The 22,501-nt window shown below is 54.4% G+C and carries 26 protein-coding genes and 3 pseudogenes; 11 read left to right on the top strand and 18 right to left on the bottom strand.

Annotation, left to right across the window (positions count from 1 at the left end; genetic code table 11):
* Positions 1-86 precede the first annotated feature (86 nt).
* From ACLRGG_RS16830 to ACLRGG_RS16855, 6 genes are all read right to left on the bottom strand, one after another.
* Positions 87-284 (bottom strand): YciX family protein, encoded by a 198-nt coding sequence (locus ACLRGG_RS16830; protein ID WP_416250848.1) that lies wholly within the window; start codon positions 282-284, stop codon positions 87-89.
* Between the two features lie 336 nt (positions 285-620).
* On the bottom strand, positions 621-1,937 hold the full coding sequence (locus ACLRGG_RS16835) for an MFS transporter (RefSeq protein WP_416250849.1): 1,317 nt from the start codon (positions 1,935-1,937) through the stop codon (positions 621-623).
* A gap of 109 nt (positions 1,938-2,046) precedes the next feature.
* A complete protein-coding gene (locus ACLRGG_RS16840) occupies positions 2,047-2,328 on the bottom strand; it encodes an alpha/beta hydrolase (RefSeq protein ID WP_416250850.1) in 282 nt (93 codons plus the stop codon).
* A 2-nt stretch (positions 2,329-2,330) separates the two neighbouring features.
* A complete protein-coding gene (locus ACLRGG_RS16845) occupies positions 2,331-3,302 on the bottom strand; it encodes a glutathione S-transferase family protein (RefSeq protein ID WP_416250851.1) in 972 nt (323 codons plus the stop codon).
* An 11-nt stretch (positions 3,303-3,313) separates the two neighbouring features.
* Complete coding sequence (locus tag ACLRGG_RS16850) at positions 3,314-3,721, bottom strand: DoxX family protein (protein WP_416250852.1); 408 nt, start codon at positions 3,719-3,721, stop codon at positions 3,314-3,316.
* A gap of 100 nt (positions 3,722-3,821) precedes the next feature.
* Positions 3,822-4,730 carry a LysR family transcriptional regulator gene (locus tag ACLRGG_RS16855; RefSeq protein WP_416250853.1) on the bottom strand — a complete coding sequence of 303 codons (909 nt, stop codon included), beginning with the start codon at positions 4,728-4,730 and terminating at the stop codon, positions 3,822-3,824.
* 147 nt (positions 4,731-4,877) lie between these two features.
* On the opposite strand from ACLRGG_RS16855, the pseudogene ACLRGG_RS16860 reads away from it, so the two are divergent.
* The 9 genes and pseudogenes from ACLRGG_RS16860 to ACLRGG_RS16900 all read left to right on the top strand — a co-directional run.
* A pseudogene (locus tag ACLRGG_RS16860) lies at positions 4,878-5,159 on the top strand (SDR family oxidoreductase); the annotation flags it as partial.
* A gap of 170 nt (positions 5,160-5,329) precedes the next feature.
* Positions 5,330-6,094 carry a meso-2,3-butanediol dehydrogenase gene (gene budC / locus ACLRGG_RS16865; RefSeq protein WP_416250854.1) on the top strand — a complete coding sequence of 255 codons (765 nt, stop codon included), beginning with the start codon at positions 5,330-5,332 and terminating at the stop codon, positions 6,092-6,094.
* A gap of 40 nt (positions 6,095-6,134) precedes the next feature.
* Positions 6,135-6,689, top strand: coding sequence for a YtfJ family protein (locus tag ACLRGG_RS16870; protein ID WP_416250855.1), 555 nt, complete (start codon positions 6,135-6,137; stop codon positions 6,687-6,689).
* A gap of 188 nt (positions 6,690-6,877) precedes the next feature.
* Positions 6,878-7,783: a polyprenyl synthetase family protein gene (locus ACLRGG_RS16875; RefSeq protein WP_416250856.1), complete on the top strand. Its 906-nt coding sequence runs from the start codon at positions 6,878-6,880 to the stop codon at positions 7,781-7,783.
* Between the two features lie 109 nt (positions 7,784-7,892).
* Positions 7,893-8,936, top strand: coding sequence for a type 2 isopentenyl-diphosphate Delta-isomerase (fni, locus tag ACLRGG_RS16880; protein WP_416250857.1), 1,044 nt, complete (start codon positions 7,893-7,895; stop codon positions 8,934-8,936).
* Positions 8,933-10,204, top strand: coding sequence for a glycosyltransferase (locus ACLRGG_RS16885; RefSeq protein ID WP_416250858.1), 1,272 nt, complete (start codon positions 8,933-8,935; stop codon positions 10,202-10,204). Before fni ends, ACLRGG_RS16885 begins: the two co-directional genes overlap by 4 nt.
* A complete protein-coding gene (crtY, locus tag ACLRGG_RS16890) occupies positions 10,201-11,367 on the top strand; it encodes a lycopene beta-cyclase CrtY (protein WP_416250859.1) in 1,167 nt (388 codons plus the stop codon). Before ACLRGG_RS16885 ends, crtY begins: the two co-directional genes overlap by 4 nt.
* Positions 11,364-12,845 (top strand): phytoene desaturase, encoded by a 1,482-nt coding sequence (locus ACLRGG_RS16895; protein WP_416250860.1) that lies wholly within the window; start codon positions 11,364-11,366, stop codon positions 12,843-12,845. The genes crtY and ACLRGG_RS16895 overlap by 4 nt, the downstream gene beginning before the upstream one ends.
* A complete protein-coding gene (locus ACLRGG_RS16900) occupies positions 12,842-13,840 on the top strand; it encodes a phytoene/squalene synthase family protein (RefSeq protein WP_416250861.1) in 999 nt (332 codons plus the stop codon). Before ACLRGG_RS16895 ends, ACLRGG_RS16900 begins: the two co-directional genes overlap by 4 nt.
* On the opposite strand, the gene ACLRGG_RS16905 is transcribed toward ACLRGG_RS16900, so the two are convergent.
* The 3 genes from ACLRGG_RS16905 to ACLRGG_RS16915 all read right to left on the bottom strand — a co-directional run bounded on the left by ACLRGG_RS16905 (position 13,779) and on the right by ACLRGG_RS16915 (position 15,067).
* Positions 13,779-14,312, bottom strand: coding sequence for a sterol desaturase family protein (locus ACLRGG_RS16905; protein ID WP_416250862.1), 534 nt, complete (start codon positions 14,310-14,312; stop codon positions 13,779-13,781). The genes ACLRGG_RS16900 and ACLRGG_RS16905 overlap by 62 nt on opposite strands.
* A gap of 326 nt (positions 14,313-14,638) precedes the next feature.
* On the bottom strand, positions 14,639-14,776 hold the full coding sequence (locus ACLRGG_RS16910; RefSeq protein ID WP_416250863.1) for a hypothetical protein: 138 nt from the start codon (positions 14,774-14,776) through the stop codon (positions 14,639-14,641).
* Between the two features lie 102 nt (positions 14,777-14,878).
* Complete coding sequence (locus ACLRGG_RS16915) at positions 14,879-15,067, bottom strand: VOC family protein (protein ID WP_416250864.1); 189 nt, start codon at positions 15,065-15,067, stop codon at positions 14,879-14,881.
* 98 nt (positions 15,068-15,165) lie between these two features.
* Here ACLRGG_RS16915 and ACLRGG_RS16920 point away from each other — a divergent pair.
* Positions 15,166-15,844, top strand: a pseudogene (locus ACLRGG_RS16920) (IS256 family transposase); the annotation flags it as partial.
* 670 nt (positions 15,845-16,514) lie between these two features.
* Here the strand turns inward: ACLRGG_RS16920 and ACLRGG_RS16925 are convergent.
* The 9 genes and pseudogenes from ACLRGG_RS16925 to ACLRGG_RS16965 form a co-directional block, all read right to left on the bottom strand.
* Positions 16,515-16,760 (bottom strand): YmjA family protein, encoded by a 246-nt coding sequence (locus ACLRGG_RS16925; protein ID WP_416250921.1) that lies wholly within the window; start codon positions 16,758-16,760, stop codon positions 16,515-16,517.
* A 291-nt stretch (positions 16,761-17,051) separates the two neighbouring features.
* Positions 17,052-17,732, bottom strand: a complete 681-nt coding sequence (locus ACLRGG_RS16930; protein WP_416250865.1) for a hypothetical protein — start codon at positions 17,730-17,732, stop codon at positions 17,052-17,054.
* Entirely contained in the window at positions 17,662-18,252 is a 591-nt protein-coding gene (locus ACLRGG_RS16935; RefSeq protein WP_416250866.1) for a hypothetical protein, read from the bottom strand. Before ACLRGG_RS16935 ends, ACLRGG_RS16930 begins: the two co-directional genes overlap by 71 nt.
* Positions 18,245-19,345 (bottom strand): hypothetical protein, encoded by a 1,101-nt coding sequence (locus tag ACLRGG_RS16940; protein WP_416250867.1) that lies wholly within the window; start codon positions 19,343-19,345, stop codon positions 18,245-18,247. The genes ACLRGG_RS16935 and ACLRGG_RS16940 overlap by 8 nt, the downstream gene beginning before the upstream one ends.
* Positions 19,342-19,518 (bottom strand): hypothetical protein, encoded by a 177-nt coding sequence (locus ACLRGG_RS16945; RefSeq protein ID WP_416250868.1) that lies wholly within the window; start codon positions 19,516-19,518, stop codon positions 19,342-19,344. The genes ACLRGG_RS16940 and ACLRGG_RS16945 overlap by 4 nt, the downstream gene beginning before the upstream one ends.
* 179 nt (positions 19,519-19,697) lie before the next feature.
* On the bottom strand, positions 19,698-19,946 hold the full coding sequence (locus ACLRGG_RS16950) for an ogr/Delta-like zinc finger family protein (protein ID WP_416250869.1): 249 nt from the start codon (positions 19,944-19,946) through the stop codon (positions 19,698-19,700).
* Positions 19,943-20,662 carry a capsid size-determining scaffold Sid gene (gene sid / locus ACLRGG_RS16955; RefSeq protein ID WP_416250870.1) on the bottom strand — a complete coding sequence of 240 codons (720 nt, stop codon included), beginning with the start codon at positions 20,660-20,662 and terminating at the stop codon, positions 19,943-19,945. The genes ACLRGG_RS16950 and sid overlap by 4 nt, the downstream gene beginning before the upstream one ends.
* 269 nt (positions 20,663-20,931) lie before the next feature.
* Positions 20,932-21,180, bottom strand: a pseudogene (locus ACLRGG_RS16960) (DUF2280 domain-containing protein); the annotation flags it as partial.
* A gap of 31 nt (positions 21,181-21,211) precedes the next feature.
* Positions 21,212-21,847 carry a putative metallopeptidase gene (locus ACLRGG_RS16965; RefSeq protein ID WP_416250871.1) on the bottom strand — a complete coding sequence of 212 codons (636 nt, stop codon included), beginning with the start codon at positions 21,845-21,847 and terminating at the stop codon, positions 21,212-21,214.
* On the opposite strand from ACLRGG_RS16965, the gene ACLRGG_RS16970 reads away from it, so the two are divergent.
* Positions 21,814-22,500 carry an ATP-dependent Clp protease proteolytic subunit gene (locus ACLRGG_RS16970; protein WP_416250872.1) on the top strand — a complete coding sequence of 229 codons (687 nt, stop codon included), beginning with the start codon at positions 21,814-21,816 and terminating at the stop codon, positions 22,498-22,500. The two genes, ACLRGG_RS16965 and ACLRGG_RS16970, sit on opposite strands and share 34 nt — an antisense overlap.
* The last annotated feature ends 1 nt before the right edge of the window (position 22,501 follow it).

Raw genomic sequence — 22,501 nt, forward strand, 5'->3', positions numbered from 1 at the left:
GAAAAAAAGGGAGCAAAACAAGCACAGATGAGACAAGGGAGGATCGCTGCCGGTTTCAGGGGCACAGCGCCGTCTCTGGCAGAGGATCAGCAGTCGCTGTCATCATCCGGCAGGAGTGATTCGATAAAAGCACTTTGCGCGGCGCTTAATTCCCAGCCTTCCAGTATTTTTTTATTATTTAAAGGCTTACCCTGGTTATCCCCGCCGGGGGTTTGCGTGCTTTCTGCGGCCGACCCGTTATTCAGGGGGCCATTTTCATTCACAATCTCTTCAGCTTCATTCATGACCACACTCCCCAGGCCACTATCCCCCAAAAAATAAAGCAACAGGCAATGATGACCAGCCAGGTTTTCCCTCTGCGGGATAAACGACACTTCATACAGATTCCTTACCTGTTTTTAATGTCAGCACAGTATAAACAATCAAAAATATCGATCAACTTTCAGACTATCCCTAGGGACAGCAGGGGCTAATTAAGAATTCCCTTCTGTTTCTTTGAGATAATATGAGGCGTGGCGCTGCGCATACGCACAGCGTCCGACGGGATGGGAAGCGATTAACCTGCGTGTGAATTCAGATTTACTTTAGTTTTAAGAAAGGTCGACGTGGGCAAAACGCCCTCAGGGCGCCTGCTGTTCATTATCTTCCGCATGGGCGGTTTCAGCACTGTTTTCGTCGGTATTGATCATTACCGCCTGAATCTCTTCTTCAGTATTGGTCGGATTAAGTGCGGCTGCCAGTGGCGAACTGGCCATGGTGTCCGGCATCGGTACGTGCGGGACGGGTGGCTCGCTGCTCTCCTGATGCGTGGTGCTGCGATACCAGCTCATTCCTGCAATCACCACGCCACACAGGCAGAAAAAGAGGTAGAGCATATTGCCGCCCAGCGGCTGCATAATGGCCCCAATTGCCAGCGGCCCAATACAGGCCCCCACGCCAAAGGCCATCAGCAGACAGGCGGTGAGCGAGACCCGGCGTTCGGGCACAATGCTGTCATTCGCCATCGCCACCACCAGCGGATAGAGCGAAAACTGCATCATGCTGGCGATAAATGCGGCGCAGACTACGGTCATGTAGTGGAAATGAGCCGGCAGCGTCAGCGGTAGCGCGGCCAGAGCATAAAGCAGACCGGTGAAAAACAGCAGGCGGTGACGGTCTACGCGATCTGAAAGCCAGCTAAGGGGAAACTGCGAAACCAGCCCGGCAAAAATGGTGATGCCCATAAACAGGCCGGATTGCTGCGTACTGAATCCCAGCAGACTGGTGTAAACCGGCGCCATCCCATAGAAAGCCCCGACCGCCATTCCAATGACCAGCGTCATAAAGAGAATTTTCGGAATGGCTTTGAAAAAATAGCCAAGCTCCATCGGCGCAGGCGACATGGGCTGTACATTGGTGCGGGTGGTGAGGGCGATAGGCACAAGGCACAGCGCGAAGCAGAGGGCGACAATCAGCAGGCTGCTGCTGCCGGAACCGATCTGCGTCATCAGGATTATCTGTCCTGCGGAAAGTCCCAGGTAAGTTGCCACCATATAGAAGCCAAATATCATGCCGCGCTGCCCCGGCTCAGCCTGATCGTTAAGCCAGCTCTCCAGCACCATATACTGGCACATCATGCACAGGCCGATAATCAGCCGCAGAAAGATCCACATCGGCAGAAAATCGGTGAGCCCGTGCCCCAGAACCGAGGCGGTAATGATCCCGGCGCAGGATACGTAGGCGCGTATATGCCCGACGCGGGCAATCAGATTATGTCCAACCTTGCCGCCGATGACCAGGCCAATATAGTTCGCGGCAATAATCGCCCCAATCACCGCGCCACTCACCTGCTGATGAGCCAGCCGCAGCGAGACATAGGTGGTCAGCAGGCCAGAGCCCAGCAGCATTAGCAGCGTGGTGGTATATAAGGGTAAAAAAGCACCCAGCACTTTCTTCATGACGGCTCCCTGTCGCGCGTATTCCGGGAAAACTACTCTGAGCCGTTAACAATAGACGTAATCTGGCAACGCAGGCAAGCTTGCAGAGTAATCCCACCTGCATTGATACTCAGTCCTGATTGAATCGCTGCGCAATAAACGCCGCCGCACGTTGTACGCCATTAGTGCTCAGCGTATGTGACACGCCCGGCTCAAACGGGGTACTGACCGCCACCCCCGCCTCGGCCAGCGAGGTGGCAGCCCGCTCGCTCTCTTCCCACGGGGTCACCGGATCAGCCTTGCCGTGGATCAGCAGCGCGGCCGCGCTGACAGCGGGATGGTAAGGCCCGGGAGACGCCAGGCGCCCGGAGAAGGCGACCACGCCATGCAGTAAAATAAGGAGTTTTTTCACGGTTACAGACTCTCCTGCAGCCCATAGTCACTCAGGTCAGGCCCGACTGGCACAATGCCGGTGGGGTTCAGCGCCCTGATGGAGTAGTAGCCCTGTTTAATGTGATCGATACTGACCGTCTCGCGTACGCCCGCCACCGCCAGCACGCTTCGGGTATAGCCGTGCAGGCAGGCGTACTCCCTGAGCTGACGGATATTACATTTGAACAGGCCATGATAAGCCGCATCAAAGCGGATCAGCGTCACGAACAGGCGAATATCCGCCTCGGTGAATCGCTCGCCGGTCAGAAAGCGGCGTCCGTCGCTTAAACGCTGCTCCAGCTTATCCAGCATGCTGAACACATCGCGACAGGCTTCCTGGTAGCTAACCTGGGTGGTGGCAAAACCCGCCCGGTACACTCCGTTGTTCAGCAGCGGATAAATCTCCGCGTTCAGTGACTCAATCTCCTGCTGGAGGTCGGCTGGGAAGAGGTCAAACTCCGCACTGGCCAGCTCACCAAAGCCGCTGTTAAACATTCGCACAATATCCGCGGACTCATTGCTCACGATGGTCTGGGTCTTTTTATCCCACAGCACCGGCACGGTGGCCCGGCCCGTATAATGCGCATCCGCGCGGGTGTATATCTGATGCATCCATTCGGCCTGATTCAGCGTATCGCGGTCGGCGCCAGGATAGTCACCAAAGTGCCAGCCCTGATCCAGCAGCCAGGGCTCTACCACCGACACGCTGACCACATCGCTAAGCCCTTTCAGGCTGCGGGCGATCAGGGTGCGTGAGGCCCATGGGCAGATTAGCGCCACATAGAGATGATACCGCCCCGCCTCGGCCTGAAAGCCACCCTTGCCGGTCACCCCTGGCGCGCCGTCAGGGGTTATCCAGCTGCGAAAGCTTGACGTCTGGCGGACAAAGCCGCCCTTCTCATCTTTCGCCTGAACGGGATGCCAGTCGGCGCTCCATTGTCCATTTACCAGCATGGGTCTGCTCCTTATCCTCTGACAGTGGTGGGCTTGAGGGCATATTTTCCGTCGCCGATCAGGGCAAGCGCAATCAGGCCAACGATCCAGAATGCAGGGAATTCCCAGCCGCCGTTAGGGTTAGTAAAGAAGAAGCCCGCCGGACCGTGAACGGTGAAAATGGCGCCAAGCAGGATGGGGATAAGCACCACGGCAGCGATGCGGCTATAAATCCCTAAAATCAGCGCGATAGCGCCTGCCAGCTCCACGGCCATCGTCAGCCAGGCCAGAGCACCCGGCAGTCCGAGTGAGACAAAGAACTTCTCGGTACCTGCGGGAGTGAAAACGAAAAACTTCAGGCCGAAGTGAGCAAGAAACAGGATACCCAGCGCAAGGCGCAGGATCAAAGCAGCCCAGGGGGCAGTACGGTTATCATTCATGGTCTTTCCTCCCAGTGAGTTGATATGAGAAAAGTACCTTATTTCCACTGAGATGATTATCCCCTCAAAAAGGGGATGTTTTGTTCCAAACTGGAAATAGTTACCAGCCCTTCTCCCACTCCGGCTCACCTGCGAACGCCTCGACCAGAAAATCAATCAGGGCGCGGGAACGATGCGCCAGATATTTTGCGGGAGGATAGAGGGCAAAAAGGCCCAGCGGCGGGATTTCATAGGATTCCAGTACCGGCACAAGGGTTTTATTGCGCAGGACTTCCCCCGCGACAAAGGCGGGCAGACGGGCAATGCCCAGCCCTGCGCATGCCGCCTGTAAACACACTTCGGCGTTAGAAAACTTCAGGCGGGCGTTGACCGGTTCCTGAACCATCTGTTCACCCTGTAAAAACGGCCAGCGGAAAGGATCGCGGAAGTTGGTGTCAATAATACAGTCATGCTGTGAGAGTTCACCCCAGTGGGAAGGCGTCCCCCGCTTTATCAGATAGTCCGGCGAGGCCACGGCGATAATGCGGATATCACACAGCTTTCTGGCCATCAGCGCGCTGTCGTTGAGCTTGCCGATGCGCAGCGCCAGGTCAAATCCTTCGTCTACCACGTTGACAGCCCGGTCGGCAAAGCTGACGTCCAGCTCAATACCCGGGAAGCGCCGGGCAAAGTCGATTAGCGGCTGGGTAAGCTGGGTGGTTCCAAAGGTCACCGGCGCGGAAACCCGCACCCTGCCAGCGGGGGAGTCTGAGGTGGTGCGCACGGATTCATTCAGGGCGTCGTACTCAGCCAGCAGGATCCTGACCTTTTCATAGTAGGCTCTTCCGACATCGGTCGCGGTCAGCGCCCGGGTGCTGCGCCGAAAAAGCTGCACGCCCAGCTCCCTTTCCAGACGTGAAATTAATTTGGACGCCTGGCCGTGGCTGGTGCCTAAACGCTGCGCGGCGGCGGTAAAACTTCCCGTCTCCATCACGCTAATAAACATCCTGTCGCAATCCAGTCTTTCCATTTTGCATCCTCACCACTCGCTGAGCCGGGAACTAACATAGCCCTATCGGCGCAGTGAGTCATCCGACAGATGCACAATCTGCCGTTTTGCCTTTAATGTAACAAGGATTTATCACCATGATGAGGAGCAAACTCCGCACTTTTTTTCGGCGCAGACGGCGTGCGCGTTAAGGCTATCGGCGCCGGTCTGACCATGACGGCCCTGACCGAACGGATCAGGAACGCGCCACGGCTGTTGGAAAAGCGCCACCAGCGTATCCCTTTAAATCGCGCCAGGGAAATCGAGGATATCGCCTGCGCCGCTGCCTGTAACGCCTGTGCCATTACTTATATCGCCTGCGCCGCGGCCTTTAACGCCTGCGGTGATGCGCGCTATATCACCAGCGTTAACCTGTCGGTGGTGGGCGGCGTGACCGCCCCTAACGGTTAGCCCGTCCAGGGCGCGCCTTACCTGCGGCACGGAATGATTTATGCAAAAAACCCTGAGCAATTACAATTAATTAGCTCGCCCGCACCCTGCCTTCACTTGCACTTCGCGCTAAGCCTGCCAGGCTTACACCCATGATTTAATTCGGTAATAATGATGAACAGGAGTTCAAAATGGCACGTTTTCAGCAAAAAGTAGTCGTCATCACCGGGGCAGGTTCAGGTATTGGCGAAGCCGCGGCGCAGCGCTTCGCCCGCGAAGGCGCATCGGTGGTACTGGTAGGCCGTACCGCTGAAAAGCTGGAAAAAACGCTGACCACGCTGACCCAGGGCGATCATCTGGTGGCCCCCTGTGACGTCGCCGACGCGGGCCAGGTCCAGGCGCTTGCGCGCAAGGTGCAGGATAAGTATGGCCGGGTGGACGTGCTGGTGAATAACGCCGGCATTATCGTTCAGGGGCGCATTCATGAAATCGCGCTTGAAGACTGGAAAAAGCTGATGGGCGTGGATTTGAACGGTGTATTCCACTGCGTCCACTACTTTATGCCCGCGCTGCTGAAAACCAAAGGCAACGTGGTGAATATCTCCTCCGTTTCCGGCCTGGGCGGCGACTGGGGTATGAGCGTCTATAACGCAGCGAAAGGCGCGGTGACCAACTTTACCCGTTCGCTGGCAATGGATTACGGCGCAGACGGCGTACGCGTCAATGCCGTCTGTCCCGGTCTGACCATGACCGATCTGACGGAAGGGATGAAGGATGACCCGCAGCTGCTGAATAAATTCTATGAGCGTATCCCGCTAAACCGCGCGGGTGAGCCGGAAGATATCGCTAACGCGATTGCCTTTATCGCCAGCGATGACGCCCGTTACATTACCGGGGTCAATCTGCCGGTAGACGGTGGCATCATGGCCTCAAACGGACAGCCTAAGCAGGCATAAGCCCGCCTTCCCTGCGCAGGGCGGCTTAATGGAGAGAGGCATGTCGGCTCGTCTACTGGTTGTCGCCCTTGCCCTGTTTCTGCCCTTCTCCGCGCTGGCGAACCTGTTTACGGTTGGCCAGCGTCTTCCCCCTGTAAGCGTACATGATGCAGGGGAAGTCATCGCAAGCCCGGGTGAAACGGGCTATCGGCCCTGGAGCAATAGCGGGTTAACCGGCAGGGTGCGCGTAGTGATGCATCTGGCCGGACGCCTCTCCGCAAGAGACGAAAATGCGCCGCTGAGTGCGGCACTCGCCGCGGCGCATCTGTCGTCGACGCGCTTTCAGACATCAATTATTGTTAACGCTGACGATGCCATCCCCGGTAGCGCCGTATTTGTGCGCGCCAGCCTGCGGTCCGCCAAACGCGAGTCGCCCTCGACACAGTTTATTATCGACAATCGCGGCGCGGTTAAGCGCGCCTGGCAACTGACCCCCGGCAGCGCAGCCGTGGTGGTGGTCGATAGCGCTGGCCTCATTCGCTTTGCCAAAGAGGGCGCGCTGACGCCTGCAGAGATCAATCAGGTTTTGTCGCTGCTGCACCAACTGCTGCAATAAGTCGCTGAAACGCAGGCGCGGATTGCTCCATACGGCCCCCATCCTGCATCAGTTAAGCTTTTTTTCATCGTTTATCAGCGCAATTTCTTAATAATACTCTAGCCTTATCAACAAGGACCGTGCATTTATTCCTGTAGCGTCCGTTCATTTTCCGGCCCATTAATTTACTGATTCGATTAAGAGTGACCATGACAGTGTTAGCAGAAAAATCCCCCGATATGGATACCGAATTGCTGGCGCTGCGTGAAGCCCTGGAGCGGCGACTCGACTCGCTGCTGCCTGCCGGTGGCGAGCGGGACCGCGTAAGGGCCGCTATGCGCGAAGGCACGCTGACGCCCGGAAAGCGCATGCGTCCCCTGCTGCTGCTGCTGGCCGCCTGTGATTTGGGGTGTGATAAAAGCCACCCCGGCCTGATTGATTTAGCCTGCGCCGTGGAGATGATCCATGCCGCCTCGCTGATCATTGATGATATTCCCTGCATGGATAACGCCCTGCTGCGCCGTGGCCGGGCCACCATTCATCGCCAGTTTGGCGAGGACGTGGCGGTGCTGGCTGCCGTCGCCCTGCTAAGCAGCGCCTTTGGCACCGTCGCGGCCGCAGAGGGGTTATCAGGAAACTGTCGCGCGCAGGCGGTGGCGGAGCTTTCTGCCGCCGTCGGTTTACAGGGTCTGGTACAGGGTCAGTTTCAGGATCTTAAGGAAGGCGGTGCATGCCGCAGCAGTGAAGCTATCGCCACCACAAATGATTTGAAAACCAGCATGCTGTTTGACGCCACCATCCAGATGGCGGCGCTGGCCGCCGATGCGCCCCCTGTCGTGCGCCAGAAGCTGCGCGGCTTCGCACAGGATCTGGGGCAGGCGTTCCAGCTCCTTGACGATCTGGCCGACAGCCATAGCGGCTCCGGCAAGGACCTTAATCAGGATGCGGGCAAATCGACGCTGGTGGCTCTGCTGGGAGCAGAAGAGGTGCACCGCCGCCTGCAAAATCACCTGCAAAGTGCCGATCGGCACTTTGCCTTCGTCTGTCATCAGGGGCTGGCGACCCGGCACTTTATGCACCGCTGGTTCAACCAGCAGCTGGCTACGTTGCGTTAACGTCTGTTTAAACGGGTGCCTGCGCGGGTATTGACGCCTGCGGTTGGTCAAAACTGCCCGCCGTAGTGATGCCTGCTAATGACCGAATAATGGATTCACCGGAGTACCCATGAAGGACGCGGATCTGATTCAGCGTAAAAACGACCACCTTGATATCGTGCTTAACCCGGCGCGCGCTGTCAGCAGGATCCGTACCGGATTTGAGCGCTGGCGTTTTGAGCACTGCGCCCTGCCCGAGATTGACTTTGATCGTATCGACCTCAGTACCTCCCTGTTTGGCCGGCCAATGAAAGCGCCGATTATGATCGGGTCAATGACCGGGGGAGCACGTCGCGCCCAGGAGATTAATCTTCATCTGGCGGCCACGGCGCAGGCGCTGGGACTGGCGATGGGCGTCGGCTCACAGCGCGTGGCGCTGGAGAGCGACGTCAACTTTGGCCTGAACAAGAATTTACGCACTATTGCGCCGGACATCCCATTAATGGCCAACCTCGGCGCGGCGCAGATTGTCGGCCCGACCGGACTGGACTATGCGCGTCGTGCCGTAGAGATGATCGAGGCCGACGCCCTGATCGTGCACCTCAACCCGCTCCAGGAAGCGCTGCAAAACGGCGGGGACCGCGACTGGCGGGGCGTACTGTCAGCGATTGCCGGGCTGGTTGACCAGCTGGCGGTGCCGGTGGTGGTCAAAGAGGTTGGGGCCGGACTCTCACCTGACGTGGCCCGTCGCCTGGCAGAGGCGGGCGTGGCCCTGCTGGACGTGGCTGGCGCGGGCGGCACCAGCTGGGCGGCGGTGGAGGGCGAGCGCGCTGCCAGCACACAGCAGCGTGCCGTGGCCATGGCTTTCGCCGACTGGGGCATCCCCACCAGCGAGGCGCTGCGGGGAATACGCGCCGCCCTGCCCGACCTGCCCCTGATCGCCTCTGGCGGAATTGTTGACGGCATTGATATTGCCAAAGCCATAGCCCTGGGCGCGGATATTGTCGGCCTTGCCGCCGCGATACTCCCCAGCGCCACCGCGTCAGAGCAGGCCGTCACGGCTTTTTTCCAGACGCTGATTGCGCAGCTGCAAACCGCCTGTTTCTGCACCGGCAGTGCTAACCTGCGCGAGCTGCGCCACGCGCCGATGCACGACACAGGACGTGGGGCATGAGCCACTATGCCGTGGTCGCGCCGCCGCTTTTCAGCCACGTTCGCGCGCTCCAGGCGCTGGCGCAGGCGCTGATGGCGCGGGGACATCGCATCACCTTTATTCAGCCGCCCGAAGCGCGAAGCCTGCTCAGCGATGTCAACATCGCCTTCGAGCCGGTGGAGAACCTGCCAGCAGGCACTCCCGCCCGCGCCTTCAGGCTGACCGTTAACCCGCGTAGTCTCTCCCTCTTCGGCGTGATTGATGATATGGCACACGCCACCGATCGGCTCTGCGGCGCCCTGCCTGCCATCCTGAACAGACTGGCAGTGGACGGCCTGATCGTCGACCAGATGGAGCCTGCGGGCGGGCTGGTCGCCGACGCGCTGGGGCTCCCCTTTGTCTCGGTTGCCTGCGCCCTGCCGGTTAACCGCGAGGCGGGCCTGCCGCTGCCGGTTATGCCGTTTGCCTGGGGCACAGACCACCGGGCGCAAAAACTCTATCATACCAGCCAGCAGCTCTATGACTGGATGATGCGCGGCCATACCAGGATCATCAACCGCCATGCACGCGCCTTTGGCCTGCCGACCCGTCAGGGACTGCACGACTGCCTGTCGCCGCTGGCGCAAATCAGCCAGACCCTGCCCGCGCTGGATTTCCCCCGCCGCGCGCTGCCCGCGGGATTTCATGCCGTGGGGCCGCTGCGATCACCCGGCAAAACGGACACGTCGCCCTGGCCCCTGAATCCATCGCGCCCTTTTATTTTTGCCTCGCTCGGCACCCTGCAGGGGCATCGGTTCCGCCTGTTTAACACCATTGCCCGCGCCTGCCGCCGCCTGGACGCCCAGCTGCTGATCGCCCACTGCGGCGGCCTGAATTCGCGCCAGGCGGAAAAATTACGCCGCGCCGGTGCCGGCTGGGTCACAGACTTTGCCGATCAGGATGCCGTCCTGCGTCAGGCGCAGGCGGTGGTAACGCACGGCGGCCTGAATACCGTGGTCGACGCGGTGAAAAATGCCACGCCGATCCTCGCCATCCCGATCGCCTTCGATCAGCCAGGGGTTGCCGCCCGCGTTGCCTGGCGCGGCATTGGCCGACGCGCTTCACGTTTCAGCACCACCAGCACGCTGGCTCGCCATCTCAATACGCTGCTAAGCGATAATCGCTACCGCGAGAACCTGTCAGCTATGCAGGCTCAGCTCAGCAGCGCGGGTGGCGCATCCGCCGCCGCACTCATCGTCGAGCAGGCATTAAGCCCCGCTTTCCCCACAGCGGATAAGGTGGCACCGTGAGAAAAACGGATGTGATCCTGCTGGGCGGCGGCCTGGCCAATGGCCTTATCGCCCTGCGCTTAGCGCAGCGTCAGCCCGCGCTCCGCGTGTTAATGCTGGAGGAAAGCGCGCGGTGCGGCGGTAATCACACCTGGTCCTTTCATCAAAGCGACCTGACGCCTGAACAGCAGGCGTGGATCGCCCCGCTGGTGGCCCACCGCTGGGACGGCTATGACGTGCAGTTTCCGCAGCTGACGCGCACCCTGCCCGGCGGCTATATGACGGTGACCGCCGATCGCTTTGCCGGCGTTGTCGAACAGGCCCTGGGCGACAATCTGCTGACGGCGTGTCCGGCCATCCCACTCTCCGCGAACAGCGTCCAGCTCGCTGACGGGCAGATCCTGCGGGCAAAAGCGGTGATTGATGGCCGTGGCTATCAGCCCGGCCCGGCGCTGACGGTCGGCAGTCAGGCCTTCCTGGGCCAGCAGTGGCGGCTGGCGCGGCCGCATGGCCTGACCCGCCCCATCCTGATGGATGCCACGGTAGATCAGCTGGCGGGCTATCGCTTTGTCTACACCCTGCCGCTGACGCCAGATACGCTGCTGATTGAGGATACGCACTACATTGACAGCGCGGCGCTGGACGCCGAACGGGCACGGCAGCGTATTGTGGACTATGCCGCTGAAAAAGGCTGGCTGTTACAGAAGCTGGTGCGCGAGGAGCAGGGCATTCTGCCCATTACGCTGGCGGGTCAGCCTGGGGCATTCTGGCGACAGCGCGACGGACTGCCGTGCAGCGGCCTGCGCGCCGGGCTTTTTCACCCGACCACCGGCTACTCACTGCCGCTGGCTGTTCAGCTGGCCGATCTGATCGCCAGCCAGCCTTCGCCGGATAGCGCCCAGCTGTTCCGGCTCATTCAGGATTTCGCGCTACGCCAGTGGCGGCATCAGCGCTTTTTCCGCCTGCTAAACCGTATGCTTTTTCTGGCCGGTCCTCCGGCCAGGCGCTGGCGCGTCATGCAACGCTTTTACGGCCTTAGCGACGGGCTGATTGCCCGCTTCTATGCCGGTCACCCTACCCGCATTGACCGGGTACGGATCCTGTCGGGTAAGTCGCCGGTTCCGGTGGGTGAAGCCCTGCGCGCCATCCTTAAACATCACCCAAGGCTGCGAGCCCCCAAATGAAAAGAACAATTGTTGTAGGAGCCGGCTTCGGCGGGCTGGCATTAGCCATCCGGCTTCAGTCGGCAGGCATTCCCACGCTGCTGCTTGAAGGACGAGACAAGCCCGGCGGGCGCGCTTACGTCTATCAGGATCAGGGTTTTACCTTTGACGCCGGCCCAACGGTGATCACCGACCCCACCGCCATCGAGGAGCTGTTTGCTCTGACCGGTAAACGTATGGCGGATTACGTCGAGCTACTGCCGGTTAAGCCCTTTTATCGCCTCTGCTGGGAAACGGGCCCTGTGCTGGACTACGATAACGATCAGCCCGCGCTGGAGGCGCAGATCGCCCGCTTCAATCCCCGTGATGTGGCGGGCTACCAGCGTTTTCTCGACTATTCGCGCGCGGTGTTTAAAGAGGGCTACCTGAAACTGGGCACCGTCCCCTTTCTCTCTTTCCGCGATATGCTCCGTGCCGGGCCTCAGCTGGCCCGCCTGCAGGCCTGGCGCAGCGTCTACAGCATGGTTTCCTCATTTATAGAGGATGAGCATCTGCGTCAGGCCTTCTCTTTTCACTCGCTGCTGGTCGGCGGGAACCCCTTTACCACCTCCTCCATTTATACCCTGATCCACGCGCTGGAGCGGGAATGGGGCGTGTGGTTCCCCCGGGGCGGAACCGGGGCATTGGTGCAGGGCATGGTGAAACTGTTTGAGGATCTTGGCGGCAAAATGGAGCTGAACGCTGAGGTTGATCGGCTGGAAACCCAGGGCAATAAGATTTCTGCGGTTCACCTGACCGATGGTCGCCGTATTGATACGCCCGCCGTCGCCTCAAATGCGGATGTGGTGCATACCTATGAAAAGCTGCTCGGCCACCACCCACGAGGTGCGGCGCGCGCGACCTCTCTTAAGCGTAAGCGCATGAGCAACTCTCTGTTCGTGCTCTACTTCGGGCTGAACCATCATCATAGCCAGCTGGCGCACCATACGGTGTGCTTCGGCCCGCGCTACGAAGAGCTGATCAGCGATATTTTTACCCGCAACAGCCTGGCCGACGACTTTTCGCTCTATCTGCATGCCCCCTGCGTCACCGACCCGTCGCTGGCCCCGCCGGGCTGCGGCAGCTACTACGTGCTGGCCCCCGTGCCGCACCTGGGTACTGCCGATCTCGACTGGGACGTGGAAGGGCCGCGCCTGCGCGATCGCATCTTCGCCTATCTGGAGGAGCGCTATATGCCGGGCCTGCGCCAGCAGCTGGTCACCCACCGGATGTTTACCCCCTTCGATTTTCGCGACCAGCTCGGCGCACATCTTGGTTCCGCCTTCTCGGTAGAACCCATTCTGACGCAGAGCGCCTGGTTCCGTCCGCACAACCGCGACAGTCACATTACTAACCTCTACCTGGTCGGTGCAGGCACGCACCCTGGCGCAGGCGTACCGGGCGTAATCGGTTCCGCCAGGGCCACCGCGGGTCTGATGCTGGAGGATTTAACCCGTTGAATCAGCCTTTACTTAATCACGCTACCCGGACCATGGCGGTTGGCTCAAAGAGCTTTGCCTCCGCCTCAAAGCTGTTTGACGCGGATACGCGTCGCAGCGCGCTGATGCTCTATGCCTGGTGCCGTCACTGCGACGACGTTATAGATGGCCAGGAGCTGGGTTTTAGCCGCGATGCGGCGGCATACAGTCCGCACTCTGCGCTTAGCCGCCCGCTATCTGACAGCCCGGCCGCTGGCGCGGGCTACGTAACCGCTGACGGCAGCCCGGAGCAGCGGCTGGAAAGGCTTAAAGTCCTCACCCATCAGGCGCTTAGCGGTGCCCCTGTGTCGGAGCCCGCCTTTGCCGCCTTTCAGGAGGTCGCCCTGGCCAGCGCCATTCCAGAACGGCTGGCTTTCGATCACCTCGAAGGTTACGCCATGGACGTGCGGGGCGAGGCTTATTACACCCTTGATGACACCCTGCGCTACTGCTATCACGTAGCCGGGGTCGTCGGGCTGATGATGGCGCAGGTGATGGGCGTTCGCGATCCCGCCGTGCTGGATCGCGCCTGCGATCTTGGACTGGCCTTTCAGCTCACCAATATTGCGCGTGATATTGTGGAAGATGCGCAAAATGGACGCTGCTACCTGCCCACCCGCTGGCTGGCTGAAGAGGGGATGAGCCTGGCGAACTATGCCGAACCGGTCAATCGCGCCGCGCTGGCAAGAGTAGCAAAGCGGCTGGTCGACGCCGCCGAGCCTTACTATCAGTCGGCCCGGGCGGGCCTGGCCGGATTGCCCCTTCGCTCCGCCTGGGCGATTGCTACCGCCCGCGGCGTCTACCGGGAGATCGGCGTCAGGGTCAGCAACGCCGGAGAACAGGCCTGGGATCGGCGTCAGGGCACCAGCAAAGGCGAGAAGCTGGGGCTGCTGCTGTCAGGGGCTGGGCTGGCGCTTACTTCCCGTTTTGCGAAGACGAGCCCACGCCCGGATCCGCTCTGGCAGCGTCCTCGCTGATCGGCCTGCCGTGCCGCTGGCGCAGCGTTTTTTGCAGCTTCGACAGCGGCGGCGCATACAGGAAACCAAAGGAGACGCAGCCCTCGCGCCCCCGGACGGCGTGATGCAGACGATGCGCCATATAGAGGCGCTTAAGGTAGCCGCGCCGGGGAATATAGCGAAACGGCCAGCGCTGGTGCACCAGCCCGTCGTGAACGATAAAATAGAGCGCGCCGTAGGCGGTCATGCCTGCACCAATCCACTGTAGCGGCCAGATGCCGGTACTGCCCAGATAAATCAGTACAATGGCAAGTAGCGCAAAGACCACCGCATAAAGGTCATTTAACTCCAGTCCGCCCTTATGTGGCCGGTGATGAGAATGATGCCAGCCCCACCCCCAGCTATGCATAATGTACTTATGGGCCAGCGCCGCCACCACTTCCATCACGATGATGGTAAACAGCACGATTAATGCGTTGTACAACAGCTGCATCTTATTCGCTCTTCTCGGGTTCGATGGCAGTAAGCTTAATAGATAAAACGCCCGACGACTGAGTTTTACTGAATTAACGCTTTCATTCTGAGCCAGGCTGAGCCATATGCTGAATTAACCGCGTGACCTGACGGCGAAGGGGGGAATGCTAACCGCGAAGGTCAGTGAAAACCGCAAATTGGGGAAGTTGCGCTAAAGAGGCTACCGCTTATGGGGAGCAAAGCTGACGTGTGCTGAACGGAAGGTTTAACGGTAAGTGCAAGTGCGAAAAGGTTTTTATCGTTTTTTTATTAATTATATTGCGTATTCCCTGGTGGATCTCTTAGCTATCGATGTGGGTAAGGCCAGCTATGATCGACGCCTGCTGCAGAAAAAACGCCTGTTATTATCAGATAACCCAGCAGGACAACAAACAATAACAATGCGATTTTTTCAAATAATACAAACACATTTGCTAACTTCATGGCGAGCACCTCAACGTTTACAGGGTTAAAGAACATTCTGAAAAGTTAGAGTGTTACCGGTAAAATCGCAAGCGCTGAGGCCGTGATAACTCATTAAGTTTGTTAATTGATATTTCTACCCGGCCGCGCCTGGAAAGGAACGGGGCTGGCGTAGGTCGTTATGGTGCTATCAGGCTTCATCGGATGAACGACCTTCATTCCGGCATAGCGCTGATAAAAATCGATACTCTTCGCGATATCTCTCACCTCAAAGGCAACGTGGGTCAGACCAATATCAGTCTCTGTCATCATCTTTATCCTGCGGCGTTTATGTCCTGCAAGAATATGATATCGCGCACGGCGCATTTATCCGCCAGTGCGCCCGGGGTAGCGGAAAGCACGGCGGGAGCGTGATTGATAAAGCCGTCTTCCTCGCACCGGGCATTAATACCGAAGGCCATAAAGAGCTCCTTGGCATGTGGCTGGCAAAACCAAGGCGCAAAGTTCTGGCTCAGCGTGCTGACAGAGCTTAAAAACCGGGGCCTTCAGGATATCCTGATTGCCTGCCTGGACGGTCTGAAGGGCTTCCCGGATGCGATAAACAGTGTTTATCCCCAGACGCATATCCAGCTGTGCATTATTCACATGGTGCGCAACAGCCTGAAATACGTGTCGTGGAAGGACTACAAAGCCGTCACTGGCGGGCTGAAAGCGGTGTTATCAGGCTCCAACAGAAGAGGCGGCGTTAATGGCTCTTGAGCAGTTCGCAGGGGGCTGGGACGATAAATACCCGCAAATCAGTAAAAGCGGGTATGCACACTGGGAAAATCTCAATACGTTTTACAATTATCCACCGGATATCCGTAAAGCTATTTACACTACGAACGCCATCGAATCGCTGAACAGCGTGATCCGTCAGGCAATAAAGAAACGCAAGGTGTTCCCGACGGATGACCCGGTGCGGAAAGTCATTTATCTGGCGATCCGCGATGCTTCAAAAAAAAATGGAATATGCCGATCCGAAACTGGCGGCTGGCGATGAGTCGCTTTATTATCGAGTTCGGTGACCGCCTGAGCGATCACCTCTAATACGTTAGCAGTTACACAGAATTATTTACAGGGTCGGCAAGGAGGTAATACTGCTTTTAGTGCTTCTGCTATCGTTTCACCAGTTCCACTTACCAGATAAATCTCAAACATCACTGTTTGGGAAAACTGATCTGGCATAATCTCAGCAAGAAGACGATCTTAACTTTCTTTATTAATCACATGCTCATCCTCTTCGTCCCAAGAAAACAGGCTACGTTGCATTGATACAATGCACATCTGAGCAAATATCCTGGTCGTCGTGAGTAATAAATGGGGTGGTTGAAAAAGCTTATCTGTTGGTATGGTGTAACCAAGTTGCTCTTATCTGATTAAGAACGGATAGCCCGTGAAAAGTTTATTCGAAGTGACCATCATGGCATTGGTTTCTTCAACTGAGCAGTTTTAATCTCCACACTCCACTGTGAGTGGCTATTGTCTGGTAGTATACTGACGGTTATTTTTTAATCATTAACTTACTGTTTTTTATGCAGCCACATGACACAAAAAACTATAATTCAACCGTTGATATTAATGTTGGAACAATTATGACTACCTATAAAAATACTCTTTTAAATCATGAAAATATTTATACGTTCGATTCATATAGGGAATGATCTAAAGCGTTGAGAATGCGGGGTAACGGCTTGAAAAATAAGCTGTCTTAAAAGAGCTACTCATTGCCCCACTGATTCAGAAACGTCGCGATATCATCAATACGAAGCGCGTCGATGCCCGCCTCCCTGGCCAGCTCAGTTTGTGTACTCTCGCTGATCTCTTCGTTATTCATTAAGCGGGTGACCAGCCGCTGGAAATAACGCGCCAGAGGGTCACGCTCCGGGTCGCTTACTGGCTTTGCGGATTCCGTCGAATACTCATCCACGATGTCATAAAATTTTAGCGGTACGTCATTGTTCATCATTCATCCCCGGGGGTTATGGTCTGTGTCAGTTACTGCCTGAGTCGGCTGGTGAGAATGATAGCATTTTAAGGGGAGGCATGAGGCATAATGATAAAAATATGGTGCCGATACCAGGAGTGCATATAACGAGTAATTGATTGATTTTAATAACAAAAAAAATAACACCCCCGCAGGTGCCCCCTTTGATGCCCCAATTCAAACAACCTTATTCTTAAGTCATAAAATTTTTCTATAAGAATCGGTAAAAATCCCCCTCCAATATATATAAAATAACCCGTTCTAAAATAATTAACAATCCTGATTTTGATCTTTTGAAACTTTGTTTTGCTTTGATTTTACTGCACTTTTGTCTTTGGGTGCATAAAATAATGGTATAAACAAATGCCTTATATTAATATTTATGCCAGTGCACTCATCTTCGCATTCCGTAAAAAAGGCAAGTTCCGATATTTCACAATTTTTTTTACTTTTAAGTGACTCTTTATCTTTTAAATAATCCCACCACTCAGACACTCTGAACTTTGCTTTATCTTTCTTATTGAAAACAATTATCCCGTGCTCACCATACTCTGCAAAAGAATAACGTGTGGTAAGCTGTAAGTATCCTTGATGTATGTCCCAGTTACTTCCATCTAATGCAAGTATTTTGCATTCTCCATACCATTCGATATCTTCGTCATCAATATTAGTTCTAACAATTATATCTACATGCCCAGTACGGTCGCCTTCTCTTTCAGAATTAAAGAGCATTCTTTCAAGTTCACCTGAGAAAAAACTAGCTAGCTCTTCCTCAGAATGATGTATTTTATAGTTACGTAGTCTGTAAGCTTTTTTTGAAATTGAATTCAAAGCTTTATATAAGCTTGAATAGAAAGATTCATGTGAAGCGGGGCATTTATTAGCGTAATATTCTAAGAGCTCTGGCGCGTTCTTTTCTATCATTTCTATTGTAACTTTCTGAGCACTCATGAACCTCACACTCCCTTTCATCAAAAAAATCTACTCTAAGCTCTTCCAGTTTCTGGGTAGGAAAATAAACCGGATATACATAATCCCTAAAATTAGATATTCTCTCTTCCGTAATAGGGTGGATGAGGATATTATCACTTAGGTACCGGATCATCACCCTTGGGTCAAATATATATTCTTTGCTAAACCTAGAATCAAAATAAATGAATTTTAAATTTAACAAGCCTTTTTTGGGCATGGAAAAATAACTTAAGTTTTTTTCTATTTCGTAAACATTATATTTTGATCTATTTGAGTTAATAAACGCATGCTTATTATCACCAGCCTTTTTTATCAGTGATTTTATTCCAATTTCCACAAAGGAACAATCCACTACTGATACCGTTTTTACTAGCAACAGATATGCAAGCACCTGCATATTCAAGCTATCTTCTTGATTGCAAGATTTTTTTTCTTTATCAGGGCATTCATGCAGACCGTCATAAATACGCCTGATTTTATTATAAGTCTCATCATACATATTCGTGTATCGCCGCTATAACGTAATTAAATTCTTTCTCAGCGAGAGTATTGTTCACTATCGCATAGTCAAGTATTATAGCGTTAGATTTAGACATTATCAATGATCCTGAAAGCATTAATTCAGGTTCGCCTGAAACAGCACCTTGAGTATTTTCAGAATCCCAATAAACACATATTTTATATGGAATAAAAACATTGTCTATTTTTTTAGTGCCTGCAACATGATACTCTTCAAGCCTAAGATCTTTAACATTTAAATCTTTCCTGTAACTACTTAACGTTTCCGTCCTGTTTGCTCCAGTAGGGCATTTGAATGTAAGCTCTGAAACATAACCATCATCCTTTGTTTGATATAACTTTTCTATAATAGGGAACAAATCTACTTTTCCAACAGGAAGTGGAACCTTATACTTATCAAAATATAATGAATCCAATTTACGCTCAAATATATCCAACACATCTTTGAGTACAGTAATTCCCATTACTGACGCAAGGTCAACACGCAACTCTATTTTTTCATAATCAGCGTGAACAAAGATTGAGTTAAAAAACTGAATATCTTTTTCTTTTATCGCAATAATTTTATCATATTCATTGTTTTTCAATCCAAAATCATCAATATCACTACCTTCAAAAACATCTCGCAAAGTTATAATATTTCTTGAACTAAACACATATAGAGTACCTAAAGGAGAAATGTATTTCTTAATAAAACATGGCTCATGGAGCGACTCTTTTTTTAATGTGCTTTCTTTTAAGGGCTTTGGATAAAATTTATATGAAGAAATATCTTCATTAGGAACAAATGATTCAAAAAAATCTTTTACATTCTCTACTTCACTTTCTTTAATTTTTAAAATGCGTAAAGCTTTAGCCCCAAAAAGATGAAAATCTTCTACAGAAGAAAGCAACTTTTTATATGTAACTTCTGCACGATCAGGTTTAATACATTCAACGTAAGCAATAGTATCTTCTAACGTGCGCCCAGTTCTAAGCCCTGATCTTTTGATTACTTTTTGCGCAACCCTGGCTGATGCTCTCGATGATAAATGCTCTATTAATATTTTTATTTTCTTATTGTAATCGATCATTCTAATCCACCTGTATCTCTTAAATAAAATCCTAAAAAACTTTTTAGCACCAAGATTACTCTCAAATGGTAGCCAAAAGGCTTTTCATGAATATGCGCATTTTTAATCCCTGCGCGCAATGCTATCCCCGCCACGCCTGCCCGCTTTATGCACCGCTTTTCATGCAGCTGCATGCACAGGCTCGGGCCGCGTCAGCACTGGCCCCGTTAGTGCTTCTGACCCGCATTTTTTGCATGCAAAACCATGCAGCTCTTGCATGCATCACTCTTTATACTCGTCACCGTGTAGAAAATCTTTAGCTTTGCGTAAAAAAAATCCCCGCCGGATGGCAGGGAGTGAGTGAGGTTTTGGGTCAGTGGCGGAAAGCACTTCCGTAGCGGCCCAGCGTCTGGGACTGGCGCTGAGGCAGCGGTGGGGGCGGAGCCTCGCAGGTTTCGGGCCGCGGCGGTGCGGTGATTACCTTCGTAATGCTCTCGCTGGTTTTGAACGCGCAGGAACAATCGTGATTGGTGCACTGATGATAACGTTCCTTAACCTGTTCGGACATGTAGCGGCTTGATTTGGCGTGCGCCGGGCTTTTGCAGTACGGGCAGTGCATCATGCCTGGTTTTCCTTCTGCCGTTTTCTTTCAAGCTTCTCTTTACGCCCCTGTAGCAGCAGGTGCATGGAGCACGGACTTTTATACAGGCGCATATCCACGCCGGTCAGCGCGGGCCGGTAGATACCAATTTCCGACAGCACCGGCTCGGCGTCCATATCCAGTCGCGCACTCTCTGCTTTGCCAGTCAGCAGCTTACCGACCTCGCGGGCGAGTATCGCTTCCGGCTCTTCATGCTGCGGGTCGGTATGGCGTCCGCTGTCGTTGAGTTCGAGTGACAGCAGCTTGAGGCGGACGGCACGTACCAGCGTCGGGCTGAGGTTGCGCATGGCGGCCTCCCACTGGCCCTCCACGTACTGCGTGAAGGCCGCGTTGTGCGCGTTGACGTAAGCATGGCCGGTGTGCACGGCCTTTATCACCTCCCCCTCGTGCTCGAACTCCAGCTCCTCAATCAGACCGGTAAACTCCTCAGCCAGCTCGCGGCTGGCGATGCGCTCGCTGTGCTGGGCGCGCAGCTCCAGCGTCATCGCCCCGCGCAGGTCGCGAAAACGGGTGCGCCAGTTCGTTTCGGCCTCCTTCCCGTTCTCGATGGCCGCCTCACGCTCTTTTTTGCTGCGGGTAATGGCGGCGGTGATGTCGTTGATTTTCATCATCTGCGCCGTGTGTTCGGCTTTGGCTTCCCTGAAGCGGATGACGGCGGGGCTTTTATTCTCGCTCATGATAATTCTCTCTCTGTAAAGGATGTTTGTATTCTGCCGTGGCCCAGCGGACAACGCCTGCCTTCCCCGTCTGCTCATGGCTCAGCAAACAAACCCGGTGGCCCGCCAGGAAAAAGGCTCTGAAGGGCGTGTTGCCCGCGTCTCTGTTGGCAATGGGGTGTAACAGGGGTAACACGGGTTACATCGCTGTTTTAAATGGACTTTCAGGAAATGTCTCTGTGTAACAACAGGGGTTACAGCGGGTAACAGATGAGGTGTTACACCTGTTAAGCTTTGTTGGCGATAGGGATGTCAGATATTTCAGTCTGGAAACGTGAGCGCGTGCTTTCGAACAGGTCTATCCATTTCTGGCTCAATTTCGCCGCCATGGCATTACCGGGGCTGTATTGGGATACCTGCTGACGTGATACCTGAACGTTGAACTCAGCCTTTACAAGCTCAATGACTTTTGTTGGCGGCTCAAAGCACGCCAGAGACTGCACGATGAAGGCTTTAACCTCTGTCGATAATGCTGCCACAGGCTACCTCCATGACAATCTGAATAAAGCGTTATGCCAGCTTCATGAGGCACGTACCGCACGCTCTGGCTATGTTGATTTTCGCCACCTCAGCCGGTTGGCTGGCAGCGTCGATAATTTCCTGTACGTCAGCGCTGGCACCATATCGGCGAACCACACCAACGAACTCTTCTACATCGTGGCCTCGCATGCAGAGCTTAGGTTGTCCGTCGCGGGTGAACTTAGGTGCGCCGAACTCATCAGTGTCCTGAGCTATGTGGTAAAGCTCATGCTCTACGAGTGCGCAAAACTCCATATCGCTGCATTGAGAGCAGAAGTCAGCAGCCAGCGTGATGATGTAATCCGGTATTTGACCGAACCACTCATACAGCTGCTGTTCCATTCTGGCCTTTTGCCATCCTCCTGCACGCATCATTACCTCTTCAGCCTGGCCGAGTACGGTACGGCCTTTCTTGCTGAAGGCCGATGCAGCCCACATGAATGCAATGTCAGCATCAATCAGGTGCGAATGATCGGGATTGTGCAGACTGCCGTTACCATCGAGGATTTGGCCTGTTACCCACTCATGAATGTCAGTAGCGGGAATCAGTTTGATGTAGGGAGCGAACTCTTCTACGAATTCAGCTGGAGGGTATGGCCGACTCAGATTGCTATCTTGGCTTGTCATATTTTCTCCAGAAAAAACCACAGACTCGATTTGCTGTTCAAATATCAGGATTACAAATTGTCGTTAGTCGATTTATGTTAACCACTCGGAATATTCTTAATGGTGAAAGCATGCTGCATACTGTTCATTTTCTATGCCCTGTTACAGCTAGTACGGTCAGTCATTTCCAAGGCGTTTGCCTAGAGGCGCTTCGCAATCAGGCAACATCATTACAAATTCATTTATCCAGTGGAGGTGGCGATCTCATATCTGGCTTTACTGCCTATCACTTTTTGAAATCCCTGCCAGTACCTGTAATAACCCACAACATAAGCAACGTTGAATCTGTTGCTAACATCATTTTCATGGCAGGCTCTGAGCGTCGCGCTAATGCAGGATCTCGGTTTCTTCTTCATCCATTGCATTGGGAATTCACCACTCAGGCAGCAGATCACGCTAGGATGGTTGAGTGGTCCAAATGCCTCGATAATGACTTCGTACGCTTCGTTGATGTTCTCAATAGCGAGACACAGCGCAATGACATTGACTGGGGAGCATTGATTAATGCTGCTACTATTTTAGACGCCGACGCAGCTGCTGCCAACGGCATGGTTACCTCTGTAGCAAAAGCAACTCTGTCCGATTCCGCCATAAATTGGTGGGTAACCTGCTGAA

The sequence above is a fragment of the Erwinia sp. PPS120 genome, assembly GCF_047918655.1.
Lineage (GTDB): Bacteria > Pseudomonadota > Gammaproteobacteria > Enterobacterales > Enterobacteriaceae > Erwinia > Erwinia tasmaniensis_A.